An 18,750-nucleotide genomic window follows, 5' to 3' on the forward strand; every position below is an offset into this window, starting at 1 on the left:
AGGCGGAAGGGATGGATAGGGAGTGAACCCATGGGCTTTCGCATCAACAAGCTGACCAAACCCATTTTCCGTTGGGCCAAGGGCGTCATGCCGCCGATCTCGGAGACCGAGCGCGAGGCGATCGGCGCGGGCACGGTCTGGTTTGACGGCGAGCTGTTTACCGGCAATCCCGACTGGCAGAGCCTCGTCGATATGGCGCCGGCACGTCTGACACCGGAAGAGCAGGCCTTCCTGGACGGCCCGACCGCCGAGCTTTGCGGCATGATCGACGATTGGAAGATCGTCCACGAGGACCATGACCTGCCGCCGCAGGTCTGGGAATTCATGCGGACGAACAAGTTCTTCGGCATGATCATCCCGAAGGAATATGGCGGTCTCGGATTCTCCAACACCGCCCATTCGGAAGTGGTGCGCAAGGTTTCGTCCTGTTCGGTGACGGCCGGCGTCACCGTCATGGTTCCCAATTCGCTTGGACCGGGCGAGCTAATGCTCCATTTCGGCACCAAGGAGCAGTGCGACTACTGGCTGCCGCGCCTCGCCGACGGCCGCGAAATCCCCTGCTTCGGCCTGACCTCGCCGGATGCCGGCTCGGATGCCGCCGCTATGCAGGATACGGGCATCGTCGAATATGGCCAGCATGAGGGCAAGGAAGTCCTCGGCATCCGCCTGAACTTCGAAAAGCGCTACATCACCCTCGGCCCGGTCGCGACCGTCATGGGTCTCGCCTTCAAGATGCGCGACCCGGAGAACCATCTCGGCAAGGGCACCGATCTCGGAATCACCGTCGCCCTTCTCCCGACCTCGCATCCGGGCGTCGACCAGGGCGAGCGGCACATCCCGCTCTTCACCTATTTCCAGAACGGTCCCCTGATCGGCCGCGATGTCTTCATTCCGATGGACTGGATTCTCGGCGGTCCCGAGCAGATCGGCAAGGGCTGGACGATGCTGATGACGGCCCTCGCGGCTGGTCGCGGCATTTCGCTGCCCTCCCAGTCGGCCGCTTCGGCTGCGGTCTGCGCACGAACGGCCGGCGCCTATGCCCGCGTTCGCACCCAGTTCAACGTGCCCATCGGCATGTTCGAAGGCATTCAGGGTCCGCTCGCCGAGATCGCCGCCCATTCCTATCAGATCGACGCGGCTCGCCGTCTGACGGTCGCCGCCCTCGACGAGGGCCACAAGCCGTCGGTCATCTCGGCGATCATGAAGGCCCATGCCACCTATCGAATGCGCGAATGCATCGAGCGCTCGATGGACATTCATGCCGGCAAGGCGATCATCGATGGTCCGAAGAACTATATGGCCGCGCAATATCGCGCCGTGCCGGTCGGGATCACGGTCGAGGGTGCGAACATCCTCACCCGAAGCCTGATGATCTTCGGCCAGGGCGCGATCCGGGCCCATCCCTTCATGCTGAGGGAGATGACGGCGCTCTCCGACACCGATCAGGAGCGCGGCCTGAAGAATTTCGACGACGCCTTCTGGTCCCATGTCGGCCATGCGGTGAAGAACTCGTTCCGCGCCTTCGCCCGGGGCTGGACCGGGGGTCTTGCGGCGCCGGCACCCAAGAAGGTGGCGCTGACGAGCCATTGGCGTCAGCTGTCGCGCTTCTCCTCGGCCTTCGCGCTTCTCGCCGATCTATCGCTCGCCACGCTCGGCGGCTCGCTGAAGCGGCGTGAGATGATCTCGGCTCGTCTCGGCGACATTCTCGCCGAACTCTATCTCCTCGCCGCAGCGCTGAAGCGCTTCGAGACCGAGGGTCGGCCGGAGGCCGACAAGCCGATCGTCGAACTTGTCATGCAGAACGGCATCAACCGGATGGCGCTCGCCTTTGACGGCGTTCTCGACAATCTGCCGGCCCGTTGGGCGGCGAGCCTCGTGCGCTTCCTCGCCTTCCCGCTCGGCGTGCCCTATCAGCAGCCGGCCGACGATCTGGTGCGCGAAGTGGCCGAGGTTCTGATGCGGCCCTCGTCCCAGCGCGATCGCCTGACCGCCGACATCTATCTCGGCGAGCGTCATGACGCCCATCCGGTCCAGGATCTCGAACGCGCCTTCGAACTCGCCATCGAGGTCGAGCCGATCGAGAAGAAGATGCGCGAGGCCAAGATCCGCGATCCGAAGAAGGCCCTCGACCAGGGCGTCATCTCCGAGACTGATCACAAGCGCCTGACCGACTACTTCGCGGCCAAGCGAAAGGTCGTCGAAGTCGACAGCTTCCCCATAAGCGAAGTCTCCCGCTTCGATGCGAACGACGCCAGGGGTCGTGACATTCACACAACGCAACGCGAGGCAGCCGAGTAATGCCGAGACCGGTCTATATCGTCGACGGGGCGCGCACGCCGTTCATCAAGGCCCGTGGTAAGCCCGGGCCTTTTACCCCCGTCGATCTCGCCGTCCAGTGCGGGCGGCCGCTTCTTCTGCGTCAGCCCTTTCCGGTCAAGGCCATCGATCTGGTCATTCTGGGCTGCGTGAACGTGATTGCGGACGAGATGAACCCGGCGCGCGTCGCCGGGCTTCGTCTCGGCCTGTCGGACGAAACGCCGGCCTTCACGGTGCAGATCAATTGCGGGTCGGGCATGCAATCGCTCGACACCGCCTTCCGCTATATCGAGCGCGGCACGGCCGACATCGTGATGGCGGGCGGCGCCGAGGCGCTCAGCCACTCGCCGCTGGTTCTCCAGCGCGGCGCGGTGGACTGGTTCGCCGAGCTCAACCGGGCGCGTTCGCCCGGTGAGCGGCTCAAAGTCTTCTCCAAGCTCAAGCTGAACCATCTGAAGCCCTATGTCGGGCTGGAGCGCGGCCTCACCGATCCGATCACCGAACTTAATATGGGCCAGACAGCCGAAATCCTCGCCCATCTCTTCGGCATTTCCCGCCGCGAGGCCGACGCTTATGCGGCCGAGAGCCACAACCGGCTCGACCATGCGACCCGGGAAGGCTGGCTGAAGGGCGAGATGCTGCCCATGGTGGCGCGCGACGGTCAGGTTTTCGACCATGACGACGGCGTGCGTCCGGGCTCGACGGTCAAGTCTCTCAGCAAGCTGAAGCCCGCTTTCGAACGCCCCTATGGCAAGGTGACGCCCGGCAACGCCTCGCAGATCACCGACGGCGCTTCCTGGCTGATTCTCGCATCCGAGGAGGCCGTCTCCCAGCATGGCCTGACGCCGCTCGCCCGTATCGTCGATTCCGATTGGGGCGGCCTCGATCCCTCGATCATGGGTCTCGGCCCCGTCACTTCCGTCGCGCCGATCCTCCGGCGCCAGGAAATGGCCGTCGCGGACGTCGATCTGTGGGAATTGAACGAGGCCTTCGCCACGCAGGTTCTGTCCTGTGTCGCCGCGCTCGACCAGCCGGATATCGCCGATGGCGTGCTGGGCCTCGATGGGCGCGGCGGACGGATCGAGCGCGACAAGCTGAATGTCGACGGTGGCGCCATCGCTTGCGGCCACCCCGTCGGCACCTCTGGCAACCGCATCACCCTGCATCTCGCCAACACGTTGAAGCGCCTCGGCAAGAAGCGTGGCATCGCCACCCAATGCATCGGCGGCGGCCTGGGCGGCGCCATGCTGCTGGAAGCGGCCTGAGGTCAAGTTGAGCGGTGAAGACCCAATTTTTCATCGCCATTGTAGCAGCATTGATTGGAGCCTTCGTGGCTCCAATCGCGAATGATCTTTATCGCCTCGCTATCAATTCGGAGAACATCAAGAACGCAGCTAGTCAACTAACTTCAATTGAGGCTATTCCAGGTTTATTACAATTTTTTATTGTAATTCTTGGTATATTCCTTTTTGTCCGCAAGCTTTTCGCCTCAGCGCTCAGGAGCATCGATAGAGATGTATACCTGTATTTTTTAGTATTTTTTGTGGCAACGCATGGCATCTCTGCACTTTTTCGCAATGCCATAGAAAAATCACTGAGTTCGGATGCGAACTTCTTTTCGATATTATTATCATTCTTCAATTTAATGGTGTACGGATTTGCTGTCTTGGCATTTATATTGAAAATCACAAGAATTAGCGACGAGAAGACCGCCGGCGTCAGAACGCAAGGATAAGACTATGGGCAGAATGCTTTCCGCACTTTCCGGTCGCGCGCTCGAACTCGGGCCGGCGCGCTTTGCCGAACAGACCGGCAATTGGCGAGCCGAGATCGACGACGACTACATCTATTGGCTGATCCTCGATTGCCCCGGCAAGTCGGTGAACACGATCGATCGCGGCGTGCTCGAAGAGCTGGGCCACCATGTCGACCACATCATCGACAAGAAGCCCTCGGCCGTCGTCATCCGATCGGCGAAGCCGGCGGGCTTTGCAGCCGGCGCCGACATCCGCCAGTTCGTGGGCGCGACCACCGGCGACATCACCGGAATGATCAAGGAAGCCCATCTGATCCTCGATCGGCTGGAGCAGGTCCAGGCCAAGACGATCGCCGTCCTGCACGGCCATTGTCTCGGCGGCGGCCTCGAGCTCGCGCTCGCATGCGACCGGCGCATCGCGGTGGCCGGGGCCTCACTCGGCTTTCCCGAAGTGATGCTGGGCCTGCATCCGGGCCTCGGCGGCACCTATCGCTCGACGATGAAGGCCGATCCGATCGAAGCCATGACCCTGATGCTGACCGGCAAGTCGATCTCCGCCCGCCGGGCCAAATCGATCGGCCTGGTCGATGCCGTCTGCGAGGAGCGCCATGTGCGCGCTGCCGTCGAGGCGGCGCTCTATGGCGATATCGGCCGTGAGCCGGACCTGAAGACCAAGGCCTTCTCGCTAAAGCCCGCGCGCAGCTTCGCGGCCCGGCAGATGCGCAAGAAGACCAAGGAGAAGGCGCCCAAGGCGCAATATCCAGCGCCTTATGCCCTGATCGACCTGTGGGAGGAGCATGGCGGCTCCCGGTCGTCTATGCAGAAGGCCGAGATGGAGAGCTTTGCCAAGCTCATCGAGACAGACACCTCGCGCAATCTCGTCCGGGTCTTCTTCCTGCGTGAGAAGATGCGCGGCCTGCGCAGCGGCAAGTCGGGCGTGTCCCATGTCCATGTGATCGGTGCCGGCGCCATGGGCGGCGAGATCGCCGCCTGGGCCGCCAAGCAGGGCTTCCGCGTCACCCTCGCCGATGTGGCGCTAAAGCCCATGGGCCGAGCAATCAAGGCGGCATCGAAGATGCTGCAGGCAACGCTGAAGGATTCGATCAAGGTCCGCGATGCGCTCGACCGGCTGATCCCCGATGTGGACGGTCTCGGCGCGTCCCACGCCGACATCGTCATCGAGGCGGTGCCGGAGAAGCTCGACCTGAAGCGCAAGATCTACGCCGATATCGAGCCCAAGCTGAAGGACGGGGCGATCCTCGCCACCAACACCTCGGCGCTGCCCCTGAACGATCTCGCCGAGGGTCTCTCCGATCCCTCGCGCTTTGTCGGGCTCCACTTCTTCAACCCGGTCTCGCGCATGCAACTGATCGAGATCGTCTCACACGACCGTGTGGCGCCGGAGACGGCGCAGCGGGCGACCGATTTCGCGGTGGAGCTCTCGCGCCTGCCGACGCCGGTCAAGTCCGCGCCCGGCTTCCTCGTCAACCGCGCCCTCGTTCCATATATGTCCGAAGCGATTCTGATGGTCGACGAAGGTATTCCGAAGGAGCGCATCGATCACCGCGCCGAGGAATTCGGCATGCCGATGGGCCCGGTCGAACTGTCCGATCAGGTCGGTCTGGACATCGCCCTCGATGTGGCGACCTCGCTCGCCGAGCGACTGGACCAGCCCTTCCCGCGCACGCCCGAATGGCTGCCAAAGATGGTCGAGGAGGGCAAGCTCGGTCGCAAGACTGGCGGGGGCCTCTATGAATTCGGGCCAGACGGCAAGCCAAAGAAGAAGCCGGTCGATGCGCTCAAGGACGACACCAAGGACGATCCCGATCTCCTCGATCGACTGATTCTTCCCATGCTGAACGCCGTCGTCGCTTGTCTGCGCGAAGGCGTCATCGAAGATGAGGACATGGCCGATGGCGCCATGATCTTCGGCACGGGCTTTGCGCCCTTCCGAGGCGGACCGATCCACTATGCGAGGACACGCGGCATCGACGAGATCGTCGCCAAGCTCGAAAAGCTGAAGGACAAGCACGGTCCGCGCTTTACGCCCGATGCCGGCTGGGAGCAGCTGAAGACGGCCGAGCAGAAGGCCGCCTGACCCTCTGAAGAGGCGAATGATCTCGCGACCCATCCCTTTCGTAGCCAGGTGGTGGGACGCGACCTCCAGGCCCCTTCGCTTCGAATAAAAACACCCGGCGTCGAGAGACGCCGGGTGTTTTGTTTGCGCACATTGAAGAAGGCATTCCCGCCTCTTTCATTCGACGACCTTCACCGTCACGTCGATATTCCCACGGATCGCGCGGGAATAGGGGCAGACCTCTTCATGGGCGATACGCGTGAACTCCTCGATCTCAGCCCGTTCGCGACCTGGTGCGCTGACCTCCAGGGTCACGCTCAGGCGGAAAAACCCATCCTCCTCGCGCCCGATTCCCACATGGGCGGTGACGGTCGACTCCTTCAAAGGCGACTTCTTCTCGCGAGCAACCCGCATCAGGGCATTCTCGAAACAGGCCGAGTAACCGGCTGCAAAAAGTTGCTCCGGATTGGTCGCATCGCCACCCGGACCGCCGAGCTCCTTTGGATAAGCCAGCGCGAGATCGAGAACCCCATCCGACGAGCGCACATGCCCCGCCCGTCCGCCCTTAGCCGTGGCGCTTGCTGTGTAAAGAATGTCCATCATCGTCTCCTGATCATACGAGCGATCACGGTCGCGCCAATTAGCTCACGCGCGAACCATATCGTTAGAAGATAACGCAGGACCGGATTTCGCAAGGCATTCCCAGGTCGAATCGGCGCTGACGAGACGGCTCGCTCGAGCCTCTTCAACGAAGCTGCCAAGACCCCAAGCGCCGACTCTTCTCCGCAAAGCCTCTTGAGAAACCCCAAGGACGAACGGTCCGAGGCGGATCGCCGCCGCGCCGAAATAAAATCGATTAGACTAATCGATTTATATACTTCACCCCTCCGGGAGACGTCTTGTCCCAGCGGATTTTTGTAAATATTGCTCCCCATAGGCCCTCATCGAATGTCAGTCTCATGACTGAAATCATGAAAATACGGTTAACGGTCCGAGACGCCGAAAACCGACATTTGCATAAGGGTTTAGGAGGACAAGCCTCGTCGGCGCACCCTCTGTCGCGGCTTTCGGCGGTCATTTACCCGTCGCAAGCGGCGGTGATTTCAGCCAAGATGGTCTTGGCCGGCTATCGGGCGGAAACCTTTCGGTTGGTCTCCGCGTTCTTAAGTATCGTCCAATTCGGGAGAGTATTGATGACCCCGCAGACCCAAGCGATCCGCGTCCGCACCGACAAACTGCCCGATGGTTCCTGGACTTGGTCTCTGGTCGGACCACAAGGCGATGCGATCAAGTCGGGCCGTTCGGTGTTTATGACGCGCGAGATGGCCGAGCAGACCGGCGTGAAGCAGGCCCAACTCGAGCAGATGGCCCAGCAGCTCGCGCCAATGGCCATCAATGGCCGTCAGGGCATCGCGCGCCGCTGAGCGTGACCGGCGAGCGGCCCCTTGAGCCCTCGCCTTCATCTCCGTCAGATTGTTCAATGCGAGCGGCTCAAAGGCCGCTCGTTGTCGTTGGATAACCGGCCACAGGCGAGCGCGGCTCTACCGTCCCTCGTTTTCCGTGCGCTTTTCGCCCTCCTCGCGCTCACCGATCGAGGTCGGAAGGGTGATCTCGAAGCGCGCACCGGGCGCATCGAGATTGGCAAGGTCGATCCGTCCGCCATGGGCTTCGACGATCTCAGCCGCGATCGCAAGGCCGAGCCCCGTTCCGCCGGACCGGGCCGAGCCACGGAAGGCCTGGAAGAGGTTTTCCCGCGCCTTGGTCGGCAGCCCCGGCCCCGTGTCCTCCACAAAGATCAGAACCTCGCCTGAAGCCCTATCCTTCATGGATGGCTCGACGCCGATCGTCAGACGGCGCACGATCCCGATACCCTCCATCTCGTCGGACTGAAGCGCCTGGACGGCGTTTCGGCAGAGATTGGTCAGGAGCCGATGGATCTGTTCGGGATCGACCGAGAGTTCGAAACCCTGAGGCACGGCATTGACGAATTCGATCTCGGCCTCCTCATTGCCGAGCGAGAGCAGATCGCGCACGTCACAGACGATCTGATGGAGGTCGACCTGCCACCGATTGGGCTTTGCTTCGACCGCGCGGCCATAGGCGAGCACCGACTGGGTATAATGCAGCGCGCGGTCGAGGCTTTTTAAAAGCATCGGCGCGATGCGCTGAACCCGTGGGTCCGGGAGCGTCGACAGACGGTCGGAGATCATCTGGGCGGAGGCCAGGATGTTTCGGAGATCGTGATTGATCTTGGATACGGCGAGGCCGAGATCGGCGAGATGCCGCTGCTCGCGCAAGGTCTCGGCCAACCGCGTCTGCATGGCGGCGAGCTCGCGCTCCGCGATCCCGATTTCGTCATCGCGGAATGAGGGCTTGATGATCCGGTTCGGATCGGAGGGGCGCTCTCCAAAACGTAGCATCGCCGTCGTCAGGCGCTGGATGGGGCGGATGAGGATGGCGCGCAGGAAAGCCCAAAGGCACAGACCGGCGATCGCCGCCACGACCAAGGACAGGAAGAAGATGTTGCGCGAATAGACGAGCATGTCGCGCCTAAGCTTCCCGTCTTCGAGCACCACCTCCATGCGGAAGCGTCCGTCGCCGACGGGGCCAAGCACCCGCAGGGTCTGCTCACCGCCGGTGAAGAGCTCGGCGAAAGCGCGGCCGATCATGTCGATCGGCCCTTCCTCGTCCACGACGAGCGTCTCGTCGATTGCCGAAAGCGACGGATCGCGGGCGATCAGCCGCGTCGAGCCCCGGCCGCTGACGGCGATCAGCCTTGCATCCAGCGCCTCGAGAAGATCGGCCTGCTGATCGCTCGACAAAATGCCCTCGGCCGGGCTGAGGGTCGCGGGATCGTCAGGATCGGCTGAGGCAAGGCCCGCGACCGCCGCGGTCTCCAGTTTGTCCACCAGCCATTCATGCCGGAACCGGGCGATAGAGGGGACGAAGATCAGCACCTCGGCCAGCATGACGGCGAGCATGGTGAAGACGAGGAGACGCGCGGACAGGGAGCGATGCGCCCCCTCGGCCTCGCGCTCGCCCGTTTCGGCCGTCGCTGATTGCGTCCCCCGCATCGTCTTGTCCCCGTTTCCGGCGATCGAAAGGCGCCCCTCGCCTCAAACCGCCGGCCTGCCGCATCTTAGATACAGAGCGCATCGCCGCTTTTCGAGCGCTCGGCACATCTCCATGCCGCCAATCGCCAAGTCCGAACCACCCGCCGCGGCCCCTTTCCGCGTCTTGGATGCCTCAACGACCGACCCGTGACACAACCTCGCCCCGTCAGCCGAAACGGCGCAAAAAGCCAATGGCTCGCCGAACGAGCGGCTTCTTCGCATAGGGCGAATAGTAGGCGGTCGCCGCCCGTTTGCCAATTTCCGACAGGGTCGGATAGGGGGAGACGAAGCCTTGCAGATCGGACAGCGACATGCCCTTGGCGACGGCGAGAGACAAGAGATTGGTGATCTCGCCGGCGCCCGCCCCGACGACCCCGGCCCCGATCAGCTTGCCGCGCCGACCGACGACGAGCTTGACGAGCCCTTCGGTTGCCCGCTCGGCCTGGGCGCGATCGTTCTCCGCATAGGGCCAGGTGATCGCCGAGACGTCGAGCCCGGCCTCGCGCGCCTCCGCCTCGGTGCGACCGACCTGTCCGAGTTCGGGATCGGTATAGGTCACGCGCGGCATGGTCTCGTGACGCGTGCGCACCGGCAGGCGGAAGAGGATCGCCCTGATGACGAGCCCAGCGTGATAATTTGCCACATGGGTGAATTGCGGCCCGCCGGCAATGTCGCCGATCGCATAGGCTCGGCGATTGCTCGTTCGAAGATCGCGCCCGACCTTGATGCTCGCCTTGTCATGGTCGATGCTGGCCGCTTCCAAGCCGAGACCGTCCACATTCGGCTTGCGGCCCACGGCGATAAGCAGATGGCTGCCCTCAACGAGAAGCGTCTCCTTGCCTCGCTCGGCATGGACCTTCAGGGCTCCGGCCTCACCCCCGACCCTCACGACCCGGGCACCCGTCTCGATCCGCACGCCTTCCGCCCGAAGCCGCTTCAGAACGACGTCAGCAAGCTCCCGGTCGTCTCGCGCAAGGGCTTCGCCCGCGGCAAGCACGGTGACCTCGGAGCCGAGGCGGCGATGGGCGGCGGCCATTTCAAGCCCGATCGGCCCGCCGCCCACGACGACGAGATGTTTCGGCGCCTCTGTCAGTTCGAACAACGTCTCGTTGGTCAGGAACGGCACCTGATCGAGCCCCTCGATCGCCGGCACCAGCGGAGACGAGCCCGCCGCGATCACGAAGCGTCGCGCTCGGATCGCCTCGCCGCCGGCTTCAACGGTGCGCGCGTCGACGAAGCGGGCATCGGCCTGAACGACCTTGACGCCGAGGCCCTCGAAGCGCTCGACCGAATCATTGGGCGCGATCGTCTCGATGACGCCGCGCACATGGGCGTTGACGGCGGCGAAATCGATGTCGGGTTCGGCGGAGGTGATGCCGAAGCGGATGGCGGTGCGAAAGGCTTCCGCCCGTTTTCCGGCCGCGATCAGCGCTTTGGACGGCACACAGCCGTAATTGAGGCAGTCGCCCCCCATTCGGCCCCGCTCGATCAAGACGACCGGGACACCAAAGGCGGCGGCGGCGGCGGCCACCGTCAGCCCGCCGGAGCCGGCGCCGATGACGCAGATATCGGGTTCGAGCACCATGGCGGTCAAAGCCCCTTGTCGCTGAGGGCCGGGCTGCGGCCTTTGAGGAACGTCTTCTTCAGAAGAAGGCCGAGCACCGAGAGAGCGCACAGGCCGAACAAGGCGACCGTCATCTCCGTGGTCACCAGATCGCCGATCGTCACGGGCCCGTCATGGGCCACATTGGCGACCGCCTGATCGATTCCGCTGCCGAGAAAGGCATAGACGAATGAGCCCGGAATGATGCCGAGAAAGGTCGCGAGCACATAGGTGCGCAGCGAGATATCCACAAAGGCCGGGGCGATATTGACGGCGAAGAAGGGCAGAATTGGCGTCAAGCGCATGACGAGGAGGTAGGAAAAGGCGTCGTTGCGAAAGCCTTCGGCAAAGCGGCTGACCGCCCCGCCGGCCCTGCGGCGCAGAAAGTCTCCAAAGGCATGGCGGGCGGCCAGAAAGATCACCGCCGCCCCGATCGTCGCGCCGATCACCGTCAGCGCCCCGCCGATGAGCCAGCCAAAAACGAAGCCGGCCGCGACCGTGATGATCGAGGCCGCCGGGAAAGCGATCGCGACGAGAACCGCATAGAGGAGGATATAGACCGCGATCGAGAGGGCGAGATGGGCCTCCACCTCGGCCCGCAACGCCTCCCGGCTGTTGAGAAAGACCTCCAAAGAAAGATATTGGTCGAGCCCGGCGGCATAAGCGCCGGCGAGCGCCAGGAGAACGACCGCCAAGGGCCAGAAGCGCTGCCAAGATGGTCGCCCTTTGGGGCCCTCGTCTTCAAATTCCGGCACTGGAAGCTATCCTTTCGCCTCGCCTAAGACCGCTCCGCCCTGTTTCTCGGCTAAGCCCCGTGAAAGGCAACCGCACAAACCTGTCACAAGCGGTCACCTTGCCGCGAGCGCGTCCCGTCCGACAGGCCTTACGGCCATCCTTCACGAAGCTTGCGATCTTGCCTGTCATGCATTCGTTGACTTTGACCGCCTTTCGCCCTTATAAGCCCGGCGACGAGCGGACGGTGTCCTGCGCGGCGGTGGCATTTGCCCTGCCCTCGCCGCCGCCGAGAAGTTCAAGAGATCATTCGAGACGAAGGGTCCACGCGTTACAGGGCGTGGGAGAGACACGATGAAGCGTACCTATCAGCCATCCAGGCTCGTTCGTAAGCGCCGCCATGGTTTTCGCGCGCGCATGGCGACCAAGGGTGGTCGCAAGGTGATCGCGGCTCGCCGCTCGCGCGGCCGCAAGCGCCTGTCGGCCTGACCTAAGCGATCCTCGCGCGCCCCGTCCGCTTTCCCGCGGGCGGGATTGCAGCGCTCGGCATGACGGAGGCCGACATGTCGGTCGAGCGGATGACCAAGCGCTCCGAATTCCTCGCCGCACGTCGGGGCCGTCGTCTGAACGGCCCTTATTTCTTTGTCGAGACTCGCGAGCGGGGCGACGATGCGCCGCCGCGATTGGGTCTGACCGTGACGAAGAAGGTCGGCAAGGCGGTTCTGCGCAACCGAATCCGCCGAAGGCTGCGCGAAGCGGTGCGGGTCGGAGCGGCAGAGGCCATGGCGAAGGGGGTCGACTACGTCGTCGTCGCGCGAGCCGACGTCGCGGACCTGCCCTTCGGCGAACTCGTCAACGAATTGTCCCGGCGCTTCTCGCGCCTCGCCGCCCAGAGTGGCGATGGTCAGGGACGGCGGCGCCAGAGCGGCGCTTAATCCATCGAGGTCCTGAAGGATGGAGAACAACCGCAACTTCCTGATCGCGATGGCCTTGTCGATCGCCGTGCTCATCGGCTGGCAATTCCTCGTGGTCAGCCCGCGGATGGAAGCCGAGCGCCAGCGGCAGGCGGAGATCGCCGAGAGCCAGACGCCGGCCAATGACGGCTCGCTGCAGACGCCCCAGACCCCGGCCGGCACTCAGCAGGACAGCCTGACCGCGCCATCGGGACGCGAAAGCGTCGTCTCGAGCCCGCAGCTTCCTGCCGCCGGCGATCGCGCTGCCGTTCTCGCCCAGTCGAATCGCGTTCCGATCGACACGCCGGAACTGTCCGGCTCGATCAACCTGACCGGCGCTCGCCTCGACGATCTGCGCCTCAAGCACTATCACGAGACCGTCGACGATTCCTCGCCGACCATCGTTCTCCTTTCGCCCGAGGCGATGCCCAACGGCTATTTCGCCGAATATGGCTTCATCGCGCCGGGCAGCGGCCAGATCGCGGGCGCCGCGACGCAGTGGCAGGCGCCCGCAGGCGCGGAGCTGACCCCCAATTCACCGGTGACCCTGACGGCCACGACCGCGAACGGCCTGGAAATCCAGCGCACGATCTCGGTCGACGACAAGTTCATGTTCACCTTCGAGGACCGCGTCCACAATTCCGGCGATGCGGCCGTGAGCATTCAGCCCTATGGGCGGATCGCGCGCTATTCCAAGCCGGAAGTTGCCTCGGCCTATGTCCTCTTCGAAGGCCTGCTCGGCGTCTTCGGCGAGGCCGGCCTGGAAGAGACCAAATATTCGGCGATCGAGGACGACAAGAAGATCACCCAGCCCAAGGCGACCGGCGGCTGGCTCGGTATCACCGACAAATATTGGGCGACGACGCTGGTGCCGGAGGGCAATCGCCCCTTCGATTCCCAATTCCTCTATCGAGAAGGCCAGCGCCCACATTATCAGACCGAATATCTCGCCGACGCGATCCAGATCGCGCCGGGCGCCGAGGCCACGACGACGTCGCGCACCTTTGCCGGCGCCAAGGTCGTCGATGTCATCGACTCCTATGAGGATACGCTGAACATCCGTCAGTTCGGTCAGCTGATCGACTGGGGCTGGTTCTATTTCATCACCCGGCCGATGTTCCATGCGCTGGACTACATCTATCGGCTGGTCGGCAATTTCGGCGTCGCCATCCTCGTCGTCACGGTCTTCCTGAAGCTGCTTTTCTTCCCGCTCGCCAATAAGAGCTACAAGTCGATGGCGCGTATGAAGACCGTGCAGCCGAAGATCATGGAGATGCGCGAGAAATATAAGGACGATCGGACCAAGCAGCAGCAGGAGATGATGCGCCTCTATAAGGAGGAGAAGATCAATCCGGCCGCCGGTTGCTGGCCCGTCCTGGTGCAGATTCCGGTCTTTTTCGCTCTCTATAAGGTGCTCTATGTGACGATCGAAATGCGTCACGCGCCCTTCTTCGGCTGGATCCAGGATCTGGCAGCGCCGGACCCGACCTCGATCTTCAATCTCTTCGGGCTGATCCCGCTGGAGCTGCCGCATATTCTGATGGTCGGCGTGTGGCCGATCCTGATGGGCATCACGATGTTCATCCAGATGAAGCTGAATCCGACGCCGCCGGACCCGACCCAGGCGATGATCTTCACCTGGATGCCGATCGTCTTCACCTTCATGCTGGCCGCCTTCCCGGCGGGTCTCGTGATCTACTGGACATGGAACAACACCCTGTCGATCATCCAGCAGAGCGTAATCATGAAGCGCAACGGCGCCAAGATCGAACTGTTCGACAATTTGAAAGATACGTTCAAACGAAAACCGAAGGCCTCGTCCTGAGGTCGTTCAAACTGATATGCTTCGATGGCGGGCCGGAAACGGTCCGCCATTTTTCTTTGAGTTCGAGGACGAGCCTCGCAAAGCATCACCGTTTTGCTGAGCCCTTTCATCCAAGTGCCAAATGGCGTAGGGACAGCTGCGCATCCTCGCCTTGCTCGCTTGCCAAGCAAGGCATTGGCGGCCCGGCAAGCCAATGAAACCTGCCGCAAGAGCGAACCAGGGAAGAGACCTCAGGTCCGATGAACAACTGACACCGAAAGCACCGATCGTTTTGCTCGTCTTAGCCGCAGGACCGCTCGAAGGTTCCAAGGCGACGAGAGCGTCTTCGGTCGCGCCCGGTCCATCGAACCCGCCCGTCCCCTCACCTCGCCAGGACGCCCCTCATGCAAGGCCCCAGCCCGCTCGCCCCGCACCCGATCGCCGCCCATCCGCGCGTCGGTTTCTTGAAACCCCTTGTCGATCACCCGCAGATCGAGATCGGCGAATACACCTATTATGACGACCCAAGCGGCCCCGAGCATTTCGTGGAGCGCTGCGTCGGCCATCTCTATCCCTTCATCGAGGACAGGCTCGTCATCGGTCGCTTCTGCGCCCTCGCCCACGGCATTCAGTTCGTCATGAACGGCGCCAACCATGCCATGACCGGCTTTTCGACCTTTCCCTTCAATATCTTTGGCGAAGGCTGGGAGAAGGGTTTTGACGTGAACACCATCCTGTCCGGGCTGAAGGGCGATACGATCGTCGGAAACGATGTCTGGATCGGCGAGAAGGCCGTGATCATGCCAGGCGTTTCGATCGGCGATGGCGCGATCGTCGCCGCCCACGCGGTTGTCACGGCACCCGTTCGCCCCTACGAGATCGTCGGCGGCAATCCCGCAAAGCCGATCCGTCGGCGTTTCGACGAGGCGACCGTGGACCGGTTGCTGGCGATCGCCTGGTGGGACTGGCCAGCCGAGAAGATCGGCCGCAATCTGAATGCCATTCGCGGGTCGGACATCGACGCCCTGGAGAACGCCGCATGAGCGACACCGACATAAAATCCGACGGGGCACCCGAGACCGGAGGCGTCCGGCTCTTTCGCAAGCCCTGGATCTTCGTGCGCGGCGTGCCGGCGATGAAGTTCCTCCCTTTGGAGGGGCCGCCGGAAGTCGCCTTTGCCGGCCGCTCCAATGTGGGCAAGTCTTCGCTGATCAACGCTCTTCTCGGCCAGAAGGGCCTGGCGCGCACCTCCAACACGCCCGGTCGGACCCAGGAGCTGAACTATTTCGTGCCCGACGGCTTCGGAAAAGATCTGTCCGACATCCCGCCGCTCGCCCTCGTCGACATGCCGGGCTATGGCTATGCCAAGGCGCCGAAGGAGAAGGTCGACGCCTGGACCGAACTCGTCTTCGACTATCTGCGCGGCCGGGCGAGCCTCAAGCGCGTCTTCGTGCTGATCGACGCGCGCCACGGCATCAAGGCGAATGACGAGGAAGTCCTGGGCCTTCTCGACAAGGCGGCCGTCTCCTATCAGATCGTTCTGACCAAGACCGACAAGATCAAGGCCTATGGCGTGCCGAAGCTGATTGCGGCGACCGCCGAGGCGATCAAAAAGCGCCCGGCCGCCTTTCCCGGCATCATCGCGACCTCCTCGGAAAAGCGCGCCGGGATCGAAGAGCTGCAGATGACCCTCGCCAATCTGGCCGAGTAAGGCCTGGCTCGGCGCCCAAGCGGTGCCGGCTCGCATCTGCTCGCAGGCCACATTGCCTCGCCCATCGCCAGGCGCTAACACCCACCCATGGCTCTCAATCTCGCTTTCATGGGCACGCCTGCCTTTGCCGTGCCGACCCTTCGCGCGCTCTATGACGCCGGCCACCGCATCGCCGCCGTCTATTCCCAGCCGCCGCGCAAGGCGGGCCGTCGCGGCCTGACGCTGACGCCCTCTCCCGTCCATGCGGCCGCCGAAGAACTCGGCCTCGAAGTCCGCACGCCGCTGAACTTCAAGGACGAGGCGGACAGGGACGCCTTTGCCGCTCTCGATCTCGACGTGGCCGTCGTCGTCGCTTACGGGCTGCTTCTGCCGAAAAGTGTCCTCGATATGCCCCGCCATGGCTGCCTCAACGGTCATGGCTCGCTTCTGCCGCGCTGGCGGGGCGCCGCCCCCATTCAGCGCGCCATCGAGGCTGGCGACCCGGCAACAGGCATGATGGTGATGAAGATGGAGACCGGCCTCGACACCGGCCCTGTCTCTCTCACCGCCGAGACCGAGATCGGGGCGAGCGAGACGGCAGGCGAACTCCATGACCGGCTGGCGGCGATCTCGGCCGATCTGATGGTCGAAGCGCTCGACAGACTGGGGGCGGGACAGCTGACCTTCGAGGATCAGGAAAGCCTTGGCGCGCGAACCGGGCGCGAGGCGACCTATGCCCGCAAGATCGACAAGGCGGAAGCCGCCATCGACTTTTCGAGACCGGGCGAAGAGGTCGCCCATCGGATCAACGCCTTTTCGCCCTTTCCCGGCGCCTGGACCGAAATGCCGCTCGGTGACAAGCGCGAGCGGGTGAAGCTCTTGCGGGCTGTCGCCGAAGCGGGCGACGGGGCGCCTGGAACGGTCCTCGACGATCGTCTCCTGATCGCCTGTGCCTCGGGCGCCGTGCGCCTTCTGGAACTGCAGCGCGCAGGCGGAAAGCCGATGACGGCGGGCGATCTGTTGCGCGGCACGCCTGTTGCGCCAGGCGCTGCGCTGGGCATGATGTCGGACGACGCCTGATGCCCCGCTACAAGCTCACCGTCGAATATGACGGGCGGCCTTATGTGGGCTGGCAGCGCCAGAAGAACGGGCTGTCCGTGCAGGAGGTCATCGAGACCGCAGCCCACAAGCTCTGCGGCGAGCGGCCGACCCTGTTCGGCGCGGGCCGCACCGATGCCGGTGTGCATGCCACCGGCCAGGTCGCCCATATCGACCTGCCGAAAGACTATGGCGGCGAGACCGTGCGCGACGCGCTCAACGCCCATATGCGCGATGAGCGCGTGGCGATCGTCGAGGCCGAAGGGGTCGGCGCGGATTTCGATGCTCGCTTTTCGGCGCGCCGCCGCTGGTATCTCTATCGCATCTTCAACCGCCGGGCGCCCGCCGCGATCCTGAATGGTCAGGTCTGGTGGGTATCGCGCGATCTCGATATCGAGGCGATGCACGAGGCCGCGCAGGTGCTCGTGGGCACCCATGATTTCAACACCTTCCGCTCGACCCATTGCCAGGCCAAGAACCCGATTCGGACCCTGGAGAAACTCGACGTGACGAAGGGGCCCGGCGACGAGGTCCATATCGTCGCCATGGCCCAATCCTTCCTGCACAACCAGATTCGCTCCTTCGCCGGCACGCTGAAGCTCGTCGGCGAGCAGCGCTGGACAAGCGCCGACGTCAGAGACGCACTCGACGCGCGCGATCGCACCGCCTGCGGCCCCGTCGCGCCACCGGACGGGCTCTATCTGACGGCCGTCGACTATACGGGCGAGCCCAAGCGCACCTTGCCGCCTTACGACGCCGCCTCGGCGCCAACCGACATCGACTGACCAACTCTTCGGCAGTCTGCCTCGTTGAGGGCGATCTCGGCCCGGATCGACCCGCAATAGCCCCATTTGCAGCTGGCACGCTCGTTGCAACTCGTCTCTCCGACACTCACAGGCTGGAGGACAAAGCTGCCATGATCCGTTCCGAACTCACCGAGAAGATCCTCGACGTCAAACGCGAGAAGGATCTCAGCTGGAAGGCGATCGCCGAGGCGATCGGCGGCTACAACCAGATCTTCATCACCACGGCGCTCCTCGGCGATATGCCGCTTCCCTGCCCCCAGGCGGCCAAGGCCGCCGAGCTCTTCGGCCTTACCAAGTCGGAAGAGAAGATGCTGACCGAAATCCCCATGCGCGGACGCGAGACGATCATGCCGCCCCAAGACCCGACGCTCTATCGCTTCTACGAGGCGATGCTGATCTTCGGGCCGGCCATGAAGGAGACGCTGCACGAGGAGTTCGGCGACGGCATCATGTCGGCCATCGACTATGTGGTGAAGATGGAGCGCGAGCCGGATCCGGCCGGCGACCGCGTCAAGATCACCATGAGCGGCAAGTTCCTGCCCTATAAATATCACGAGCCGAAGGACGGCGCGCAGGCCTCCGGCGCCCGGCAGGTCTGAACCCCGCCTCGGTGAGACCGTCCGTCCGACTGCGTCAGCCGGAAACGGCTGACAATGAATCGAAACATTGAGACCGGTCGTCATCCTCGGCCCGTTAGGGCCGGGGACCCTGTGTGTTTGGGATAGTGTAGAGTGAGTGCGGGAAGGAGACCGACGGGACCCTGATCGCCCACGGGTAGATCGTGGCATGGCTCGATCCCTTC

Annotated in this window: 17 protein-coding genes; 13 read left to right on the plus strand and 4 right to left on the minus strand. The window is 63.5% G+C overall.

Translation table 11 applies throughout. The features are described from left to right. The first annotated feature begins 30 nt into the window (after positions 1-30). Genes B9A15_RS12455 through B9A15_RS12470 form a run of 4 tightly spaced genes read left to right on the plus strand, consistent with a single transcriptional unit; the run spans position 31 to position 6,170 of the window. Complete coding sequence (locus B9A15_RS12455) at positions 31-2,298, plus strand: acyl-CoA dehydrogenase (protein WP_084410402.1); 2,268 nt, start codon at positions 31-33, stop codon at positions 2,296-2,298. Further along, positions 2,298-3,581 carry an acetyl-CoA C-acetyltransferase gene (locus tag B9A15_RS12460; protein ID WP_084410403.1) on the plus strand — a complete coding sequence of 428 codons (1,284 nt, stop codon included), beginning with the start codon at positions 2,298-2,300 and terminating at the stop codon, positions 3,579-3,581. Before B9A15_RS12455 ends, B9A15_RS12460 begins: the two co-directional genes overlap by 1 nt. A gap of 14 nt (positions 3,582-3,595) precedes the next feature. Then, on the plus strand, positions 3,596-4,051 hold the full coding sequence (locus B9A15_RS12465; protein WP_084410404.1) for a hypothetical protein: 456 nt from the start codon (positions 3,596-3,598) through the stop codon (positions 4,049-4,051). A 4-nt stretch (positions 4,052-4,055) separates the two neighbouring features. Further along, complete coding sequence (locus tag B9A15_RS12470; RefSeq protein ID WP_084410405.1) at positions 4,056-6,170, plus strand: 3-hydroxyacyl-CoA dehydrogenase NAD-binding domain-containing protein; 2,115 nt, start codon at positions 4,056-4,058, stop codon at positions 6,168-6,170. A 156-nt stretch (positions 6,171-6,326) separates the two neighbouring features. Here the strand turns inward: B9A15_RS12470 and B9A15_RS12475 are convergent, their stop codons facing one another. After that, the gene (locus B9A15_RS12475) at positions 6,327-6,749 is read right to left on the minus strand and encodes an organic hydroperoxide resistance protein (RefSeq protein ID WP_084410406.1); all 423 of its coding nucleotides are present in this window, start codon (positions 6,747-6,749) and stop codon (positions 6,327-6,329) included. A gap of 359 nt (positions 6,750-7,108) precedes the next feature. Between B9A15_RS12475 and B9A15_RS12480 the strand changes: the two genes are divergently transcribed. Then, positions 7,109-7,573, plus strand: coding sequence for a hypothetical protein (locus B9A15_RS12480; protein ID WP_084410407.1), 465 nt, complete (start codon positions 7,109-7,111; stop codon positions 7,571-7,573). A 117-nt stretch (positions 7,574-7,690) separates the two neighbouring features. Here B9A15_RS12480 and B9A15_RS12485 read toward each other — a convergent pair whose 3' ends face one another. The 3 genes from B9A15_RS12485 to B9A15_RS12495 form a co-directional block, all read right to left on the minus strand. Then, positions 7,691-9,223 (minus strand): sensor histidine kinase, encoded by a 1,533-nt coding sequence (locus B9A15_RS12485; protein WP_084410408.1) that lies wholly within the window; start codon positions 9,221-9,223, stop codon positions 7,691-7,693. A gap of 205 nt (positions 9,224-9,428) precedes the next feature. Next, positions 9,429-10,847: a dihydrolipoyl dehydrogenase family protein gene (locus tag B9A15_RS12490; protein ID WP_084410409.1), complete on the minus strand. Its 1,419-nt coding sequence runs from the start codon at positions 10,845-10,847 to the stop codon at positions 9,429-9,431. A gap of 5 nt (positions 10,848-10,852) precedes the next feature. Continuing rightward, positions 10,853-11,620: a TVP38/TMEM64 family protein gene (locus B9A15_RS12495; RefSeq protein ID WP_084410410.1), complete on the minus strand. Its 768-nt coding sequence runs from the start codon at positions 11,618-11,620 to the stop codon at positions 10,853-10,855. Between the two features lie 331 nt (positions 11,621-11,951). Here B9A15_RS12495 and rpmH point away from each other — a divergent pair, with 331 nt between their 5' ends. The 8 genes from rpmH to cynS all read left to right on the plus strand — a co-directional run bounded on the left by rpmH (position 11,952) and on the right by cynS (position 18,547). Continuing rightward, entirely contained in the window at positions 11,952-12,086 is a 135-nt protein-coding gene (gene rpmH / locus B9A15_RS12500) for a 50S ribosomal protein L34 (RefSeq protein ID WP_084410411.1), read from the plus strand. A gap of 59 nt (positions 12,087-12,145) precedes the next feature. Next, the gene (rnpA, locus tag B9A15_RS12505) at positions 12,146-12,532 is read left to right on the plus strand and encodes a ribonuclease P protein component (protein ID WP_084410412.1); all 387 of its coding nucleotides are present in this window, start codon (positions 12,146-12,148) and stop codon (positions 12,530-12,532) included. Positions 12,533-12,551: 19 nt separating this feature from the next. After that, on the plus strand, positions 12,552-14,375 hold the full coding sequence (yidC, locus tag B9A15_RS12510) for a membrane protein insertase YidC (RefSeq protein WP_084410413.1): 1,824 nt from the start codon (positions 12,552-12,554) through the stop codon (positions 14,373-14,375). A 383-nt stretch (positions 14,376-14,758) separates the two neighbouring features. Further along, positions 14,759-15,397, plus strand: a complete 639-nt coding sequence (locus tag B9A15_RS12515; protein WP_084410414.1) for a CatB-related O-acetyltransferase — start codon at positions 14,759-14,761, stop codon at positions 15,395-15,397. Further along, positions 15,394-16,065, plus strand: coding sequence for a ribosome biogenesis GTP-binding protein YihA/YsxC (gene yihA / locus B9A15_RS12520; protein WP_084410415.1), 672 nt, complete (start codon positions 15,394-15,396; stop codon positions 16,063-16,065). The genes B9A15_RS12515 and yihA overlap by 4 nt, the downstream gene beginning before the upstream one ends. An 87-nt stretch (positions 16,066-16,152) precedes the next feature. Continuing rightward, positions 16,153-17,124 (plus strand): methionyl-tRNA formyltransferase, encoded by a 972-nt coding sequence (fmt, locus tag B9A15_RS12525; RefSeq protein WP_084410416.1) that lies wholly within the window; start codon positions 16,153-16,155, stop codon positions 17,122-17,124. After that, the gene (truA, locus tag B9A15_RS12530; RefSeq protein WP_084410417.1) at positions 17,124-17,927 is read left to right on the plus strand and encodes a tRNA pseudouridine(38-40) synthase TruA; all 804 of its coding nucleotides are present in this window, start codon (positions 17,124-17,126) and stop codon (positions 17,925-17,927) included. The genes fmt and truA overlap by 1 nt, the downstream gene beginning before the upstream one ends. 131 nt (positions 17,928-18,058) lie before the next feature. Next, positions 18,059-18,547 (plus strand): cyanase, encoded by a 489-nt coding sequence (cynS, locus tag B9A15_RS12535; protein ID WP_084410418.1) that lies wholly within the window; start codon positions 18,059-18,061, stop codon positions 18,545-18,547. The last annotated feature ends 203 nt before the right edge of the window (positions 18,548-18,750 follow it).

This window comes from Fulvimarina manganoxydans (genome assembly GCF_900176465.1).
Taxonomy (GTDB): domain Bacteria; phylum Pseudomonadota; class Alphaproteobacteria; order Rhizobiales; family Rhizobiaceae; genus Fulvimarina; species Fulvimarina manganoxydans.

Excerpts from the sequence above, each read along its gene's own strand:
- B9A15_RS12455 (WP_084410402.1), top strand. The coding sequence starts at position 31 with ATGGGCTTTCGCATCAACAAGCTGACCAAACCCATTTTCCGTTGGGCC.
- B9A15_RS12460 (WP_084410403.1), top strand. The coding sequence starts at position 2,298 with ATGCCGAGACCGGTCTATATCGTCGACGGGGCGCGCACGCCGTTCATC.
- B9A15_RS12470 (WP_084410405.1), top strand. The coding sequence starts at position 4,056 with ATGGGCAGAATGCTTTCCGCACTTTCCGGTCGCGCGCTCGAACTCGGG.
- B9A15_RS12475 (WP_084410406.1), bottom strand. The coding sequence starts at position 6,749 with ATGGACATTCTTTACACAGCAAGCGCCACGGCTAAGGGCGGACGGGCG.
- B9A15_RS12480 (WP_084410407.1), top strand. The coding sequence starts at position 7,109 with ATGACTGAAATCATGAAAATACGGTTAACGGTCCGAGACGCCGAAAAC.
- B9A15_RS12485 (WP_084410408.1), bottom strand. The coding sequence starts at position 9,223 with ATGCGGGGGACGCAATCAGCGACGGCCGAAACGGGCGAGCGCGAGGCC.
- B9A15_RS12490 (WP_084410409.1), bottom strand. The coding sequence starts at position 10,847 with ATGGTGCTCGAACCCGATATCTGCGTCATCGGCGCCGGCTCCGGCGGG.
- rpmH (WP_084410411.1), top strand. The coding sequence starts at position 11,952 with ATGAAGCGTACCTATCAGCCATCCAGGCTCGTTCGTAAGCGCCGCCAT.
- rnpA (WP_084410412.1), top strand. The coding sequence starts at position 12,146 with ATGACGGAGGCCGACATGTCGGTCGAGCGGATGACCAAGCGCTCCGAA.
- yidC (WP_084410413.1), top strand. The coding sequence starts at position 12,552 with ATGGAGAACAACCGCAACTTCCTGATCGCGATGGCCTTGTCGATCGCC.
- B9A15_RS12515 (WP_084410414.1), top strand. The coding sequence starts at position 14,759 with ATGCAAGGCCCCAGCCCGCTCGCCCCGCACCCGATCGCCGCCCATCCG.
- yihA (WP_084410415.1), top strand. The coding sequence starts at position 15,394 with ATGAGCGACACCGACATAAAATCCGACGGGGCACCCGAGACCGGAGGC.
- fmt (WP_084410416.1), top strand. The coding sequence starts at position 16,153 with ATGGCTCTCAATCTCGCTTTCATGGGCACGCCTGCCTTTGCCGTGCCG.
- truA (WP_084410417.1), top strand. The coding sequence starts at position 17,124 with ATGCCCCGCTACAAGCTCACCGTCGAATATGACGGGCGGCCTTATGTG.
- cynS (WP_084410418.1), top strand. The coding sequence starts at position 18,059 with ATGATCCGTTCCGAACTCACCGAGAAGATCCTCGACGTCAAACGCGAG.